At 71.4% G+C, this 15,826-nt stretch carries 15 protein-coding genes; 10 read left to right on the forward strand and 5 right to left on the reverse strand.

Translation table 11 applies throughout. From position 1 onward, the window contains the following. Positions 1 to 157: 157 nt before the first annotated feature. From purD to G5B46_RS23550, 3 genes are all read left to right on the forward strand, one after another. Positions 158 to 1,441: a phosphoribosylamine--glycine ligase gene (purD, locus tag G5B46_RS23540; protein WP_165263018.1), complete on the forward strand. Its 1,284-nt coding sequence runs from the start codon at positions 158 to 160 to the stop codon at positions 1,439 to 1,441. A gap of 182 nt (positions 1,442 to 1,623) precedes the next feature. Further along, positions 1,624 to 2,697, forward strand: a complete 1,074-nt coding sequence (locus tag G5B46_RS23545) for a phosphotransferase family protein (protein ID WP_165263020.1) — start codon at positions 1,624 to 1,626, stop codon at positions 2,695 to 2,697. Positions 2,698 to 2,909: 212 nt separating this feature from the next. Further along, the gene (locus tag G5B46_RS23550) at positions 2,910 to 4,208 is read left to right on the forward strand and encodes an amidohydrolase family protein (RefSeq protein ID WP_165263022.1); all 1,299 of its coding nucleotides are present in this window, start codon (positions 2,910 to 2,912) and stop codon (positions 4,206 to 4,208) included. A gap of 144 nt (positions 4,209 to 4,352) precedes the next feature. On the opposite strand, the gene lpxK is transcribed toward G5B46_RS23550, so the two are convergent. The 4 genes from lpxK to G5B46_RS23570 all read right to left on the reverse strand — a co-directional run bounded on the left by lpxK (position 4,353) and on the right by G5B46_RS23570 (position 8,679). Beyond that, positions 4,353 to 5,357, reverse strand: coding sequence for a tetraacyldisaccharide 4'-kinase (gene lpxK, locus G5B46_RS23555; protein ID WP_165263024.1), 1,005 nt, complete (start codon positions 5,355 to 5,357; stop codon positions 4,353 to 4,355). Next, positions 5,354 to 6,634, reverse strand: a complete 1,281-nt coding sequence (locus G5B46_RS23560) for a 3-deoxy-D-manno-octulosonic acid transferase (protein WP_346764973.1) — start codon at positions 6,632 to 6,634, stop codon at positions 5,354 to 5,356. Before G5B46_RS23560 ends, lpxK begins: the two co-directional genes overlap by 4 nt. Then, entirely contained in the window at positions 6,631 to 7,665 is a 1,035-nt protein-coding gene (locus G5B46_RS23565) for a cation diffusion facilitator family transporter (protein ID WP_165263026.1), read from the reverse strand. The genes G5B46_RS23560 and G5B46_RS23565 overlap by 4 nt, the downstream gene beginning before the upstream one ends. A gap of 87 nt (positions 7,666 to 7,752) precedes the next feature. After that, positions 7,753 to 8,679, reverse strand: coding sequence for a LysR family transcriptional regulator (locus G5B46_RS23570; RefSeq protein ID WP_165263028.1), 927 nt, complete (start codon positions 8,677 to 8,679; stop codon positions 7,753 to 7,755). Between the two features lie 75 nt (positions 8,680 to 8,754). On the opposite strand from G5B46_RS23570, the gene G5B46_RS23575 reads away from it, so the two are divergent. The 5 genes from G5B46_RS23575 to G5B46_RS23595 all read left to right on the forward strand — a co-directional run bounded on the left by G5B46_RS23575 (position 8,755) and on the right by G5B46_RS23595 (position 12,384). Continuing rightward, positions 8,755 to 9,471: an SDR family oxidoreductase gene (locus G5B46_RS23575; protein ID WP_205691849.1), complete on the forward strand. Its 717-nt coding sequence runs from the start codon at positions 8,755 to 8,757 to the stop codon at positions 9,469 to 9,471. Positions 9,472 to 9,567: 96 nt separating this feature from the next. Beyond that, complete coding sequence (locus tag G5B46_RS23580; RefSeq protein WP_165263032.1) at positions 9,568 to 9,969, forward strand: MAPEG family protein; 402 nt, start codon at positions 9,568 to 9,570, stop codon at positions 9,967 to 9,969. Positions 9,970 to 10,019: 50 nt separating this feature from the next. Then, entirely contained in the window at positions 10,020 to 11,351 is a 1,332-nt protein-coding gene (locus tag G5B46_RS23585; protein WP_165263034.1) for a TldD/PmbA family protein, read from the forward strand. Next, entirely contained in the window at positions 11,351 to 12,130 is a 780-nt protein-coding gene (locus G5B46_RS23590) for a 3'(2'),5'-bisphosphate nucleotidase CysQ (RefSeq protein WP_165263036.1), read from the forward strand. Before G5B46_RS23585 ends, G5B46_RS23590 begins: the two co-directional genes overlap by 1 nt. Positions 12,131 to 12,159: 29 nt before the next feature. Then, positions 12,160 to 12,384 carry a DUF4170 domain-containing protein gene (locus tag G5B46_RS23595; RefSeq protein WP_165263038.1) on the forward strand — a complete coding sequence of 75 codons (225 nt, stop codon included), beginning with the start codon at positions 12,160 to 12,162 and terminating at the stop codon, positions 12,382 to 12,384. 132 nt (positions 12,385 to 12,516) lie between these two features. On the opposite strand, the gene G5B46_RS23600 is transcribed toward G5B46_RS23595, so the two are convergent. Next, on the reverse strand, positions 12,517 to 13,182 hold the full coding sequence (locus G5B46_RS23600) for a tyrosine-protein phosphatase (protein ID WP_165263040.1): 666 nt from the start codon (positions 13,180 to 13,182) through the stop codon (positions 12,517 to 12,519). A 130-nt stretch (positions 13,183 to 13,312) separates the two neighbouring features. On the opposite strand from G5B46_RS23600, the gene G5B46_RS23605 reads away from it, so the two are divergent. Both G5B46_RS23605 and G5B46_RS23610 read left to right on the forward strand, forming a co-directional pair. Beyond that, entirely contained in the window at positions 13,313 to 15,106 is a 1,794-nt protein-coding gene (locus G5B46_RS23605; RefSeq protein WP_165263042.1) for an ABC transporter ATP-binding protein, read from the forward strand. Then, positions 15,103 to 15,807 (forward strand): lysophospholipid acyltransferase family protein, encoded by a 705-nt coding sequence (locus tag G5B46_RS23610; protein WP_165263044.1) that lies wholly within the window; start codon positions 15,103 to 15,105, stop codon positions 15,805 to 15,807. Before G5B46_RS23605 ends, G5B46_RS23610 begins: the two co-directional genes overlap by 4 nt. Positions 15,808 to 15,826: the final 19 nt, after the last annotated feature.

Below are 15,826 nucleotides of genomic sequence, written 5' to 3' on the forward strand. Positions count from 1 at the left end.
TGGCGCGCGTCCAGCCCTAGACGTGCGTATTTGCACATGAAAAAGCCCACGCGTGGGGCGCCTGGCAATCGGGCCAAGCGTCGCAGGAGGCCGGTCCGGACGATCGGACGCAGCGGATGCTTGACCCGCGCCCCGGCCCGCGCGACATCCCCGGCTCATGGAAAAGCTGACCATCCTCCTCGTCGGGTCCGGCGGGCGCGAGCACGCCCTGGCCTGGAAGATCGCTCAATCGCCGCTGTGCGGCCGCCTCGTCGCCGCCCCGGGCAATCCGGGCATCGCGGCCGTGGCCGAACTGGCCGCCGTCAAGGCGACCGACGCCGACGGCCTGGTGGCCCTGGCCCGGGAGATCGGCGCGGACCTGGTGGTGGTCGGCCCGGAGTCGGCGCTCGAAGTCGGCCTGGCCGACAAGCTGGCGGAGATCGGCGTCCCCTGCTTCGGCGGCAGCCAGCGCGCGGCCCAACTGGAGACCTCCAAGGCCTTCACCAAGGACTTCTGCAAGCGCCACGACCTGCCGACCGCCGCCTACGGCGTGTTCGAGGACGCCGCTTCGGCGGGCGAGTTCCTCGACACCCTGGAGGCGCCGTTCGTGATCAAGGCCGACGGCCTGGCGGCCGGCAAGGGCGTGGTCATCGCTCCCGATCGCGCGGCGGCCGACGCGGCGGTGGTCGACATGCTGGGCGGCCGCTTCGGCTCGGCCGGCGCCCGGGTGGTCATCGAGGAGTTCATGCACGGCGAGGAGGCCTCGCTGTTCGCGGTGTGCGACGGCAAGTCCGCCGTGCTGTTCGGCGCGGCCCAGGACCACAAGCGCGCCTATGACGGCGACGAGGGCCCCAACACCGGCGGCATGGGCACCTATTCGCCGCCGCCCGTCCTGACCGAGGCCCTGGTCGAGCAGGCCTGGCGCGAACTGATCGTGCCCACCGTCGAGGGCATGGCCGCCGAGGGCAATCCGTATGTCGGCGTGCTCTATGCCGGCCTGATGCTCACCCCGACCGGACCCAAGCTGGTCGAGTACAACGCCCGCTTCGGCGACCCGGAATGCCAGGTGCTGATGCTGCGCCTGGAAAGCGACATCGTCCCCACCCTGCTGGCCGCGGCCAAGGGCGAACTGGCGAGCGCCGAGCCGCCCAAGTGGCGCGACGAGGCGGCGATCTGCGTGGTGCTGGCGGCCGAGGGCTATCCCGACGCCCCCAAGACCGGCGGCCTGATCCAGGGCGCCGAGGCCGACTACGGCCATGAGGCCGAGATCTTCCACGCCGGCACGACCCGCGACGCCGAGGGCCGCCTGGTCGCCTCGGGCGGCCGGGTGCTGAACGTCTGCGCCCTGGGCGCGACCCTGCACGAAGCCCGCGACGTGGCCTACGCCGCGCTGGGCACCGTGTCGCTGGAAGGCGGCTTCTATCGCAGCGACATCGGCTGGCGGGCGCTCAGCCAGCATTGATCTGAAACGCTCTGCGTCCTTCGAGGCCCGCTCTGCGGGCGCCTCAGGATGAGGTGCTCATTGCACTGAATTCCTCATCCTGAGGTGCGAGCCATCGGCGAGCCTCGAAGGACGCAACACGCTTGCCACCGCCTCAACACCCTCTAAACTCCCATTCAAACAAACGTTGGGAGTGAAGCGCCGTGGCCGAGCCGTCCGCTCAGGAGCTGAATTCGGGCACCAAGCCGGTCGATCCGCGCCATGCGATCGACGAGGCCGCCCTGGCCGCGTGGCTGGAGGCAAACGTCGAGGGCTATGCCGGCCCGCTGGAGGTGCGCCAGTTCAAGGGCGGGCAGAGCAACCCTACCTACCAGCTGGTGACGCCGGCCAAGCGCTACGTCCTGCGCCGCAAGCCGCCCGGCAAGCTGCTGCCCAGCGCCCACGCCGTCGACCGCGAATTCAAGGTGATCTCGGGCCTGCACCGAGCGAAGTTCCCCGTCGCCCGCCCCTACGCCCTGTGCATGGACGAGGGCATGATCGGCACGATCTTCTACGTGATGGACAACGTCGAGGGCCGCATCCTGTGGGACGGCACCCTGCCGGACTACGCCCCCGCCGAGCGACGAGCGATCTACGAGGCCCAGATCGACACCCTGGCGGCGCTGCACACCGTCGACTACGCGGCCGTGGGTCTTTCCGACTACGGCAAGCCCGGCAACTACTTCACGCGGCAGATCGACCGCTGGACCAAGCAGTACCGCGCCAGCGAGACGACGAAGATCGACGAGATGGACCGGCTGATCGACTGGCTGCCGGCCAGCGCGCCGGCCGATGACCAGACCTCGATCGTCCACGGCGACTACCGCCTCGACAACATGATCCTGCACCCTGCCGAGCCGCGCGTGGTCGCGGTGCTGGACTGGGAACTGTCGACCCTGGGCAATCCGCTGGCCGACTTCACCTACTTCCTGATGAACTGGGTGATGCCGTCCGACCAGCGCGGGGGCCTGGCCGAGATCTCCGACCTGACCGCCTATGGGATCCCGACCATCGAGGAGGCCGTGGCCCGCTACTGCGCCGCGACGGGGCGCCAAGGCCTGCCGCAGCTGGACTGGTACTTCAGCTACAACCTCTTCCGCCTGGCCGGCATCTGCCAGGGCATCGTCGGCCGGGTGCGCGACGGCACCGCCGCCAGCGCCCATGCGCAACTGATGGAGGCCCGCGTGCCGGTGCTGGCCAAGGGGGCGTGGGCCTTCGCGCAGAAGGCGGGGGCGTAACCCAAGATGCTCCCCCTGAAGGGGGAGCTGTCGCGAAGCGACTGAGGGGGAAGTTCCAGCGGCATGTCAGCAGACACTTCCCCCTCCGGCCCTCCGGGCCACCTCCCCCTTCAGGGGGAGGATAAAATGGCGTGACGCCTCGCTCTGGCCCCGCCATCCTGCCGCAAACGCCCCTGGGGAGGGGCGAAGATCGTTCAGAGGGGCTCTACTCCATGCGTATCCGTTTCCTGGCCGCCGCCGCGCTCGGCGTCGCGGCCGCCGCCCTGTCGTTCGCCGCGGCTCAGGCGGCCGGCCCGCTGACCTTCGTGCAGGCCGGCAAGCTGCTGGCCGACCCGGCCAGCGGCAAGGTCGAGACCGCCAAGACGGTGGTGCTGCAGGACGGCAAGGTGGTGCGCATCGCCGACGGCTACGTGTCCGAGCCCGGCGGCGTGGTGGTCGACCTCAAGGACCGCTTCGTGCTGCCCGGCTTCATCGACAGCCACGTGCACCTGACCGGCCAGCAGGGCCCGACCTCGCGCCTCGACGAGGTGACCCAGTCTTCGGCCGACCAGGCGATGGTCGGGGCCGGCTACGCCCGCAAGACCCTGATGGCCGGCTTCACCACCGTCGCCGACCTGGGGGCCGACAACGCCGCCATCTTCGCCCTGCGCGCGGGCATCAAGCGCGGCGACGTCGTGGGCCCGCGGATCATCGCCGCCGGTTCGGCCGTGTCGATCCACGGCGGCCACGGCGACGTCAACGGCTACAGCGAGGAGGTCATGCACGTGCTGCGGCCCGAATCGGTGTGCTCGGGCGCCGACGACTGCCGCCGCGCGGTGCGCGAGCAGGTCTGGCGCGGCGCCGACATCATCAAGATCACGGCCACGGGCGGCGTGCTGTCCAACACCGCCGCCGGCCTGTCGCAGCAATTTTCCGACGGTGAACTGTCCGCCATCGTCGAGAGCGCCCACCGCATGGGCCGCCGCGTCACCGCTCACGCGCATGGAGTGGACGGCATCAACGCCTTCCTCAAGGCCGGCGGCGACTCCATCGAGCACGGCACCTATCTCGACAACGAGAGCATCGCCCTCTTCAAGAAGAACGGCGCCTATCTGGTGCCGACCCTGATGGCCGGCGACTACGTGGCCCGCATCGCCGCCAGCCCGGGCAACTTCTTCACGCCGGCCCAGACCGCCAAGGCCCTGGAAGCCGGCCCCAAGATGCTGGACATGGCCCGCCGGGCCAACGCCGGCGGCGTCAAGATCGCCTTCGGCACCGACAGCGGCGTCAGCGCCCACGGCGACAACGCCTACGAGTTCGTGCTGCTGAACCGCGCCGGCCTGTCGCCGCTGGACGCCATCCGCGCCGCGACGGTGAACGCCGCCGACCACCTGGGCGTCTCGGCCGAGGTCGGCTCGCTGGCGCCGGGCAAGGCCGCCGACCTGGTGGCCGTGTCGGGCGACCCGCTGGCCGACGTGTCGGTGCTCCAGAAGGTGGAGACGGTGATCAAGGGCGGGGTCGTGGTGAAGTAAGGGGGCAAAGATCCTCCCCCTGTGGGGGAGGTGGCCCAGAGGGCCGGAGGGGGGACGTTTTCAGCTGCCTCGGCGGTTGGAAGTCAGCAATGAACTTCCCCCTCCGTCGGCTTCGCCGCCACCTCCCCCTTCAGGGGGAGGGTGCTAGGCCAACCCCGCCAGCACCCGCGCCAGCGCTTCCTCGTCCTCGAACCGCGCCCGCACGGGCCAGGCGGCGACGCGTTCGCGCCAGGCCGGGGGCAGGCGGATCCAGTCCTTCTCGGTGGTGATCAGGCTGGCGCCCAGGTCGCGGGCCCGTTCGGCGAGGCTCCGCAGGGTGTCCTCGCTGTAGGTTCCGTGGTCGGGGAAGGGGGCGAAGTCGACGAGGTCGCAGCCGGCGGCCTGCAGGGCCCGCTCGACCTTCCACGGCTTGCCGACGCCGGCGAAGCCGACCTGCGGCCCGCCCGGCGGCGGGGCGGCCGGCTCCAGCCGGGCGATCAGCACCGGCTTGGAGGCCAGCAGGGCCAGCAATTGCGGATCGGCCTCCGGCAGGTCGGCCGGCAGCAGCACGATCACCGCGTCGGCTCTGGCCAGGCCCACGGCCAGGGGCTCGCGCATCGGGCCGGCGGGGAACACCCGCCCATCGCCGAACGGCCATTCGTCGTCGCGCGTCTCGCCGTCGACCACCACCAGCGACAGGGTCTTGGCCAGATCCGGGTTCTGGTGGCCGTCGTCCATGACGACGACCTGGGCGCCGGCGGCCGCGGCGGCGGTCGCGCCGGCCACGCGGTCGCGCGACACCCAGATCGGGAAGTCCTGGGCCAGCATCAGCGGCTCGTCGCCGACCTCGCCGGCCTTGTGGCGGCTGGGGTCCACCCGCAGCGGCCCCTTCAGCGAACCGCCGTAGCCGCGCGACAGGCCGTGGGCCGCCACGCCGCCGTTGTTCAGCACCAGCAGCAGTTCGCGCACGATCGGCGTCTTGCCCACGCCGCCGGCGGTGAGGTTGCCGACGCAGATCACCGGCGCGCCCGGATCGGCCGGGGTCGCCCTGGCGATGCGGCGAGCGGTGGCGGCGGCCCAGATCCACGACAGCGGGGTCAGCAGGGCGCGGGTCAGCGGCGCGGGGCCGCCTTCGCGGCGATACCACCAGCGGGGGGTGGAGAGCTTCATGCGGACACCTCCGGCGCAGGGTTGGGCGGCACGAGTTCCAGGATGCGCGACAGGCCCTCGCGGGCGGTGGCGTCGCGGGCGTCGACGAAGGCCTTGGCCCGGGCGGCCTGGGCCTTCAGCCGCTCGGGCGTCTCCAGCATCGCCGACAGCCGCTGGCCCAGCACCGCGCCGTCGGCATAGGCCACGCCCTCGACGGCGGCGAGATCGCCATAGGCGGTCAGCCAGTTCTCGACGTGCGGTCCCGAGACCATCGGGCAGTCCAGCCGCGCCGGCTCCAGCGGATTGTGGCCGCCGATCCCGGGGACGAGGCTGCCGCAGACGACGGCCAGGTCGGCCAGACGGTACCACAGGCCCATCTCGCCCAGGGTGTCGGCGACGATCACCTCGGCCACGGCGCCTGGCGACTGGCTGCGGCGCACCGCGTCGAGGCCGCGCGCCTTGGCCATCTCCAGGATCGCCTCGCCGCGCGCCGGGTGGCGCGGAACGATCACCAGGCGCGGCGCCAGGTGGAAGCCGGCCACCGCGTCGAGCACGATCTCGTCTTCGCCGGGATGCGTGCTGGCGGCCAGCAGCAGCGGCCGGTCGGTGAGCTGGAAGCGCAGGCGGGCGTACTCGGCCTCGTCGACGGGCAGGGCGGGCGAGCCGAACTTCAGGTCGGCTTCCCCCGCGACGGTTCCGCCGAGGCTGGCGAAGCGGTCGGCCGCGCGGCCGTCCTGGGCCAGGATCAGATCAAAGCCCGCGAACAGCCAGGCCGCCGCCAGGGGCCGGGCCTGCCAGCTGCGATAGCTCTTGTCCGACAGCTTGGCCGAGACCAGGGCCAGTCTGGCCCCGCGCTCCTTGGCCCCCAGCAGCAGGTTGGGCCACAGCTCGCTCTCGACGAAGACGGCCAGGTCGGGCCGCCAGTGGTCGAGGAAGCGGGCCGCGCCGCTGGGCGTGTCGACCGGCAGGTACTGGTGGATCGCGCCCGGCGGCAGGCGCCTGGCCAGGAGCTCGGCGGAGGTGACGGTGCCCGAGGTGACCAGCACGGACGCGTCGGGGCGCTCGGCGCGCAGGCGCTCGACCAGAGGCAGGATCGACAGGCTCTCGCCGACGCTGGCCCCGTGCAGCCAAATGAGCACGCCGGGCGGGCGCGGGATCGCGGGCCGGCCCAGGCGCTCGTTCAGGCGGGCGGGGTCCTCCTTGCCCTTGCCGGCGCGGCCGCGCAGCAGGGCGGGCGCGATCGGCGTCAGGGCGGTGGTCGCGGCCCGATAGAGCGCCAGGGTGAAGGGCAGGCTCACACGCTGCCTTCGGCGGCCAGGGCGCAGGGGTGGGCGTGGCCGCCGCGTTCGATCTGGATGGTCGAGTGGCCGATGTTGAAGCGCTTGGCCAACTGGCCGCAGACGTCGTGCAGGAACTGGTCCTGGTCGGCTTCGTCGGGACGCACGAGATGGGCGGTCATCGCCGTCTCGGTGGTGCTCATGGCCCAGATGTGCAGGTCGTGCACCTCGGCCACGCCCGGCTGGGCGGCCAGCCAGTCGGCGACGGCCTTGGGATCGATGCCGCGCGGCGCGGCGTCCAGCGCCAGGTCCAGGGAGTCGCGCAGCAGGCCCCAGGTGCCCAGCACGATGACGACGACGATGGCCAGGCTGACCACCGGGTCGAGCCACAGCCAGCCGGTGAACCACATCAGCAGGGCGGCGATGACCACGCCGGCCGAGACGGCGGCGTCGGCGGCCATGTGCAGGAACGCGCCCCGCACGTTGAGGTCGTCCTTGCTGCCCTTCATGAACATCAGGGCCGTGGCGGTGTTGATGGCGATGCCGATAGCCGCGACGATCATAACCGGTCCGGTCTGCACGGGCTGCGGGTCGGCGAAGCGGCGGACGGCCTCCCAGGCGATGGCGCCGACGGCCACCAGCAGCAGGGCGGCGTTGGTCAGCGAGGCCAGGATGGTGCCCTTGCGCAGGCCGTAGGTGCGCCGTCCGGTGGGCGCGCGCTTGGCCAGCACCGCGGCGCCCCAGGCCAGCAGCAGGCCCAGCACGTCGGAAAGATTGTGGCCGGCGTCGGCCAGCAGCGCCAGCGAACTGGTGAAGAAACCGGCGGCGGCCTCGGCGGCCACGAAGGCCAGGTTCAGCGCGGTGCCGATGGCGAAGGCGCGGCCGAAGTCGGCGGGGGCGTGGCTGTGGCCGTGGTGTCCATGGCCGTGATGATGGTGGCCGTGCCCATGCGAATGGCCGTGTCCATGGGCATGCCCATGATGATGATCATGACCGTGGTCATGATCATGGTGATCGTGGTCGTGATCGTGGCCCGGATGGTCGTGCGGCATGGGGTCTACATCCCATCAAGGACGGCGAGGATCAATCTTCTAAACCCCGGCGTCCACGGCGGTGGCGCGGCCGCCCGCCAGGCGGCTTCACGCCTCCCACGGCCGCGTCGCGCCGTACCGCTCGACCAGCGCGTTGATCGCCGCCCGCAGCCTGGCGCTAGGCCAGGGCGTGCGCGGCCAGACCAGGCTGACGGGCAGGGGGCTGTCGAACACCCCGTCCAGCACCGTCTCCAGCCGGCCGGCGGCCAGATCCTGCGCCACCAGCCAGCGCGGGACCATGGCGATCCCCGCGCCGACCAGCGCGGCCTCCGCCAGCATCTGGGCGTCGCCGATGCGCATCCGGCCGTCGACCGGCAGGGCGCGTTCCACGCCGCCCGCGTCGACATATGGCCAGGGCGTGGGCCGACCGTTCCGCGTCTCGACCAGGCAGTCGTGCGCGGCCAGATCCTGGACGCTGGCCGGCCGCCCGCGCGCATCGAGATAGGCCGGTGTGGCGCAGACCACCCGCCGCTGCACGCCGAGGGGCCGGGCGGCGAGGCCGGCGCGGTCGTCCAGCGCGCCGATGCGCACCGCCAGGTCGACGCCCTCGGCGGTCAGATCGACGGGGCGAGGCTCGAACGTCGCCTCCAGCCGCAGCGCCGGCCAGCGGGCGACGAGCTCGAGCAGCACGGGCATCACGAAGGCGCGGCCCAGCAGCGGCGGCAGGGCGACGCGCAGCAGGCCCGACGGCTCGCCGCGCCCCTGCTTCAGTTCGGCCTCGGCCTGGGCCAGGCCCGCCAGGGCCGCCACGCAGCGGGCGTGGTAGAGGCGGCCGTCCTCGGTGAGGGCGACGCTGCGGGTGGTGCGGGCCAGAAGGCGCACCCCCAGCCGGCCTTCCAGCCGCTGCACCGCCTTGCCCACGGCCGAGGGCGACAGGCCAAGCGCCGGCGCGGCGGCGGCGAAGCCGCCATGCTCGGCCACGGCCACGAAGGCCCGCACGCCGCTGTAGCCGTCGAGAGAGGGGATCAAGGTCATTCCCGACTTCAGATCTGCAATGACCGGAATTCAAGTCGTTTCTGTCGCTGCGCACCGCCGCCTATGCCTTGGGCCATGCGATACGATGACAAGACCCTGGTGGTGATCGGCGGCGGCTCGGGGATCGGGCTGGCCACGGCGGAGGCCTTCGTTAAGGGCGGCGGGCGGGTGGTGATCGGCGGACGCTCGCCGGGCCGGCTGGAGGCCGCGCGCGAACGGTTGGGCGCGGCCGCCCGCGCCGCGACGATCGACGTCTTCGACCCGGCCTCGGTCGCGGCCTTCTTCGCGCCGCTGGAGCGGATCGACCACCTGTTCACCCCGGCGGCGACCTACGCCATCGCCCCCTTCGACCATCCCGACGAGGCGGCGCTGGCTTCGCCGCTCGACGGCAAGTTCTGGGGGCAGGTCCGCTGCGTGCGGGCCGCCGCGCCGAAACTGGCCTCCGACGGCTCGGTGGTGCTGATGTCGGGCGCGGCCAGCGCCCGGCCGCCCAGGGGCGCGGCCCTCTATGCCGCCGCCAACGGCGCGATCGAGGCGCTGGGGCGCGGCCTGGCGGTGGACCTGGCCCCCGTCAGGGTCAATGTGATCGCGCCGGGCACGATCGACGGCGACCTCTGGGCCCGGCGTCCCGCCCAGGTCCGCGACGCCGCCTTCGCCGGCCAGGCCGCCGGCTCGCTGGCCGGCCGCCCCGGAACCCAGGCCGAGATCGCCCAGGCGGTGCTGTTCCTGCTGACCAACGGCTTCACTACGGGAGCGACGCTGTTCGCCGACGGCGGCTACAGCCTGCGCTGATCGCCCCAAGGCCACGCTTACGTCACGTCACCAGTTGCCAGGAGCGCGCAAGCCAGGGCCTTATGCGGCCCCGCTTTCTGTACGAAGGGTCCGTCGATGGACGTTTCCGCCTCCGGCCATGCCGCCGCCCTGTGGGCCGGCCTGCATGTCTTTCTGCTGCTGGTGATGTCGCTGCTGGTCGTGCGCCTGCGCCAGAAGCACAAGGTGGCCCTGGGCGACGAGGGCATTCCGGAGCTGGCCCGCGCGGTGCGCGCCTTCGGCAACGCCAGCGAATACATTCCCACGGGCCTGGGCGTGCTGGCCGTGCTGGCCGTGGTCGGCGCTCCGGCCATCGCCGTGCATGGCGTGGGCCTCGTCCTGTTCGCCGGTCGCCTGATCCACGCCGTCGGCCTGTCGCGCAGCGGCGGCGCCTCGGTGCCGCGCGCCGTGGGCATGATCTGCACCTGGCTGGCCTACGTGTTCGGCGGCGTCATCCTGCTGCTCTACGCGATCCCCTAAATCCCGAGGGCGGCGCTTGCCCCGCTCCGCCCGCCTCGCCATAACACGCCATGGACGAAAACCTGTTGCATGACGTCGTCGCCGCCGCGCGCAAGGCCGGGGCCGACGCCGCCGAGGCCGTGTTCGCCGAGCGCCAGTCCCTTTCCGTGGGCGTGCGCCTGGGCGAGCTTGAGGAAGTCGAACGCGAGGAGGCCAAGGATCTTGGCCTGCGCGTCTTCGTCGGCCGCCGCAGCGCCACCGTCTCCGGTTCCGACGTCAGCCCCGAGGCCCGCGCCAAGCTGGTCGAGCGCGCCGTCGCCATGGCCCGCCTGGCGCCGGAGGATCCCTATGCCGGCTTCGCGCCGCAGGATCGGCTGGCCAAGGGCCCGTTCCCCGATCTCGACCTGGTCGACGCCTACGAGCCGTCGGCCGAGACCTTGGAAGACCAGGCCCGCGCCGCCGAGGCCGCCGCTCGCGCCATCGAGGGCGTGACCAATTCCGACGGCGGCTCGTCGAGCTGGAGCTCGACCGTCTGGCGCCTGGTGACCAGCGACGGCTTCTCGGGCCAGCACGCCGCCACGGGCTTCGGCGTCTCGGCCAGCGCCATCGCCGGCGAGGGCGCGGGCATGGAGCGCGGCGGCGAGGGTCGTTCGGTGCGGCATGCAGAAGACCTGCCCAGCCCCGAGGCCATCGGCGCCAAGGCCGGCCAGCAGGCCGTCGCCCGCCTGGGCGCGCGCAAGATCGGCTCGACCACGGCCCCGGTGATCTTCGAGAACCGCCTGGCCATGTCGCTGATCAGCCCGCTGGTCGGCGCCATCTCGGGCCCGGCCATCGCCCGCGGCACCTCGTTCCTGAAGGACAAGCTGAACCAGCGCATCTTCGCCGCCGGCGTGCAGCTGACCGACGATCCGCACCGCGTGCGCGGCCTGGGCTCGGCCCCGTTCGACGACGAGGGCGTGACCACGGTGCGCCGCGCCCTGATCGACGACGGCGTGCTGACCACCTGGCTGCTCAACAGCGCCAGCGCCCGCCAGCTTGGCCTGGAGACGACGGGGCATGCGTCGCGCGGCTCGGCCGGGGCGCCGGGCGTGTCGACCCACAACCTGACCCTGGAGCCGGGCGAGCTGGATCTGGCCGGTCTGATGGGCCAGGCCAGGGACGGTCTCCTGGTCACCTCGATGTTTGGCCCCTCGCTGAACGGCAACACCGGCGACTGGTCGGTGGGCTGCTCGGGCTTCTGGTTCGAGAACGGCCAGATCGCCTATCCGGTCACCGAGATCACGGTCGCCGGCAACCTGATCGACATCTACGGCCGGCTGGTCGTGGGGGCCGACCTGGAACTGCGCGGCGCCAGCAACAGTCCGTCGCTGCTGGTCGACGCTCTGGCGATCGCGGGCAAATGATGAGCGACCTCGACCTGATCCTCGACGCGGCCCGCGAGGCCGGGGCCCTGGCCCTGGCGGCCCGGGCCAAGGGCGTGAAGATCTGGTCGAAGGACGGCGGCTCGCCGGTCACCGACGCCGACCTGGCCGTCGACGCCCTCCTGAAGGCGCGCCTGCGCGCGGCGCGGCCCGACTACGGCTGGTTGTCGGAAGAGACGGTCGACGACCCGGCCCGCCTGGCCACCGGCCGCCAGTTCGTGGTCGATCCGATCGATGGCACCGTCGCCTTCATGAAGGACAAGCCGTGGTTCGCCGTCTCGGTGGCGGTGGTCGAGAACGGCCGCCCCACCGTCGGCGTCGTCCACGCCCCGGCCCTGGATGAGACCTACGCCGCGACGGCCGGCGGCGGCGCGACCCTGAACGGCGCGGCCCTGGCGCCCAGCCTGTCGACCGCGCTGGACGGCGCGGCCATGCTGGGCGACGCCAAGATGTTCGCCCATCCGGCCTGGCCCGAGCCCTGGCCGCCGATGCGGGTCGAGAGCCGCAACTCGATCGCCTACCGCATCTGCCTGGTGGCGGCCGGCGCCTTCGACGCGGCCATCGCCCTGACCCCCAAGAGCGAGTGGGACTTGGCCGCCGCCGACCTGATCTGCGGCGAGGCCGGAGCGTTGCTTACCGATCACCTCGGCCGAAAATTCGCCTACAATCGGCCGAATCCGACGGTTCCGAGCCTGGTTTGCGCGAATAGGGCGCTTCACCCGTTGATCCTGTCACGCGTCGGGCATATCGACCTGCCATAATCAAAAACTCCGCAGGATCTTGCTCCCCCATGTCCGACAAGCAGCTTCTTCATATCGTGATCGGTGGCGAACTGAAGGATGTCGCCGGCACCGAATTCCGCGACCTGTCGCAGGTGGATTTCGTCGGCGCCTACGCCACCTACAACGAAGCCTACGCCGCCTGGAAGTCGAAGGCCCAGGCCACCGTCGACAACGCCCACGCCCGCTACTTCATCATCCACGCCCACAAGCTGCTGGATCCGAGCGTGGCTTAATTGAAGACCCTCCCCCTGAAGGGGGAGGTGGCCGCGTAGCGGTCGGAGGGGGAAGTTCCCCTTCACGTGCGGCGGAGGTTTCTTCCCCCTCCGTCGCCTTTGGCGACACCTCCCCCTTCAGGGGGAGGGTCACTATTCCCGCCGCAGCAGCTTGTCGGTGAGCACCTTGCCCAGCATGCCGGCGCGGAAGGTCTTCTTCATCTCGACCGGATCGTAGTCGTCGCTGTCGACCCACTGGGTGAAGGTCAGGCCCTTGGGGGCGCCCTTCTCCAGATATTGATCGAAGGTGTAGTCGAGCACCCCGGTGTTGCCCTCCTTGATGTGGAGGTAGCGGCCCGACAGCTGCTTCTTGGCCTCCTCGATCGGCAGGCCCAGGCGATAGTGGGCGTAGAGCACGCTCATGATGCCCGCCCGGTCGGCTCCCGACTTGCAGTGGATGAGGGCCGGATACTCGATCGTCTCGAACAGCTCCTTGGCGCCGTGCACCCGTTGCCGGATCGGCACCTCGCGCGAGGTGATCACGAAGTCGACCATCTTGATGCCCAGGCGCTCGCAGGCGTCCTTCTCCAGCGCGTAGAAGCTGCCGTCGAAGCCGCCGCGCAGGTTCACGACCGTCTTGATGCCCTGCTTCTTCCACCAGGCCAGCTGGAACGGCCAGGGCTGGTTGGTGCGCACCAGTTCGGGGCTCACCCAGTGGGCGTTGGTGAAGCCCACGCGCAGATAGGCGTGGTCGTTCCACAGGAAGTGGAGATAGGTCTTGAAGCGCCCCCAGCGCGTGGAAAGGTCGTAACCGGCCAAGTGGCGATCCTCTGAAAACGCGCCTAGATACGTCTCGCCGGGCTCATTTGCAAAACCCCGCGTCGTTTTGCTGCCGCAGTGCGGCGCCGGTGTCCTTGACAGTCCTCCTCCGAAATCCGACCCCTCGCCCATGACCGAAACCCCCGCGACCGAGCTTTCCAACCGCGCCCTGGCCGCGCGGGTCTGGCGCGACTACCTGCGGCCGCGCTGGAAGGGCTTCATGGTCTCGGTCGTCTGCGCGGCGCTCGTCGCCTGCCTGACCGCGCTGCTGCTGTGGCTGGTCGGCCCGGCGGTGGACAAGCTGATCACCCACCCGACGCGGCAGGCCATCTGGACCATCCCGCTGGCGATCGCCTGCATCGCCGTCGTCCGCGCCGTCTTCCAGGTGCTGCAGGCCCGGATCATCAATGGCATCGGCAACGGCATCGTCGGCGACGTCCAGGTCGGGCTGTTCGGGCGGCTGGTCCGCGCCGACCTGGCGCGGCTGCGCGGGGCGCATTCGGGCTCCTACGTCGCCTCGGTGCTGTATGACGCGGGCCTGATCCGCGAGGCCTCGACCACGGGCGTGGTCAACTACGTGCGCGAGAGCCTGGTGGTCATCGGCGCCATCGGCACGATGTTCTACTACGACCCGATCCTGACCGGCGCGGTGCTGCTGATCGCGCCGGTGGTCAGCCTGATCACCCGCCGCTTCTCCAAGAAGACCACCAAGGCCGCCAAGGGCGCGATGGGCGAGACCTCGGCCCTGTCGACGGCGATCATGGAAAGCCTGGACGGCATCAAGATCGTCAAGATCGAGAACCGCGAGGCCGACGAGGAGGCCCGGGTCGGCGAGGTGATCGCCCGCCGCCAGAAGCACCTGGTCAAGGGCAGCAACGCCAAGTCGATGGCCGCCCCGGCCACCGAGGCCTTCACGACGATCATCGTCGCGCTGGTGCTGCTCTACACCGGCTGGCGCGCCATGACCGGCGGCATCACCGCCGGCGACTTCACCGCCTTCCTGGGCGCGCTGATGGCCGCGGGTCAGTCGCTGCGCCAGGTGACCAACCTGCAGACGGTGATGGCCGAGGGCTTCACCGCCGCCCGCCGGCTGTTCGCCGCCCTCGACGTCGCGCCGACGATCGTCGAGCCCGCCGGCGCCCCGGCCCTGCCGCCGGGCGACGGCTCGGTCAGCCTCGAGCATGTCGACTTCGCCTACGGGGAAGGCGCGCCGGCCCTGTCGGACGTGTCGCTGCGGGTGCGAAAGGGCGAGACCGTGGCCCTGGTCGGCCCGTCGGGCGGCGGCAAGAGCTCGATCCTCAACCTGATCCCGCGCTTCTACGACGTGACCGGCGGCGCGGTCAGCATCGACGGCCATGACGTGCGCTCGGTGACCCTGGCGTCCTTGCGCGACCGCATCGCCCTGGTGACGCAGGAGCCGTTCCTGTTCGACGACACCATCCGGGCCAACATCGCCTACGCCAAGCCGGGCGCGACCGACGCCGAGGTCGAGACCGCCGCCCGCCAGGCCGCCGCGCACGACTTCGTCTCCGCCCTGCCGGAAGGTTACGAGACCCGGGTCGGCGAGGCCGGGACGCGGCTGTCGGGCGGCCAGCGCCAGCGCATCGCCATCGCCCGGGCCTTCCTCAAGAACGCCCCGATCCTGCTGCTCGACGAAGCCACCAGCGCGCTCGACACCGAGAGCGAGGCCCTGGTGCAGGCGGCGCTGGAGCGGCTGATGGCCGGCCGCGCCACCATCCTGATCGCCCACCGCCTGTCGACGGTGAAGCACGCCGACCGCATCTACGTCATCGACAAGGGCAAGGTGGTCGAGACCGGGACCCATGCCGGCCTGGTGCGCGCCAAGGGCCTTTACGCGCGCCTGGCCAAGGCGCAGGACCTCGACCACGCTCCCCTTTCCGGTTCCGAGGAGACCGCCTCTTGAGGCCTTTGCGTTCCCCCCTGGTCATCAAGATCCTGTCCTCGATCTTCGCCGGCTATTCCAAGCTGGTCTTCTCGACGCTGCGGATGACGGTCGAGGGCCAGGACAAGGCCGAGACCGTGTGGGCCCAAGGGCGCACCAAGGGCACGGGCGCGATCCTGTGCTTCTGGCATTCGCGCATCCCGATGTCGCCGCTCAGCTGGCCGCAGAGCCCGGCCCGCCAGGACATGCGCGCCCTGATCTCGCTGTCCAACGACGGCGAGTTCATCGCCCGCACCGTCGAAAAGCTCGGCTTCCCGTCGATCCGCGGCTCGTCGGCCAAGAAGACCGACCTGGCCAAGAACAAGCACGGCGAGCAGGCCTTCCGCGACATGGTCAAGTGGGTGAAGGACGGCGGCGGCATCGCCATCACGCCGGACGGCCCGCGCGGCCCGGCCGAGCACATGGAGAAGGGCACCCCGTCCCTGGCCCGCGTCACCGGCGCGCCGGTGATCTTCGTGGGCCTGGCCGCCAAGCCCTGCATCCGCCTGGGGTCGTGGGACGCCACCCTGATCCCGCTGCCCTTCGCCAAGGCCGCCATGGTCTGGGACGGCCCCACGGGCGCGGGACGCGGCGATGATCCCGAAGCCCTGGCCGAGGACTGGGCCGACCGCCTGTCGGCCGTGACCCGTCGGGCCGAGGAGATCGTGGGGCTCGACGACTGAACCCCACGCTCCGGCGGCG

Source organism: Caulobacter sp. 602-2, from assembly GCF_011043625.1.
Taxonomy (GTDB): Bacteria; Pseudomonadota; Alphaproteobacteria; order Caulobacterales; family Caulobacteraceae; genus Caulobacter.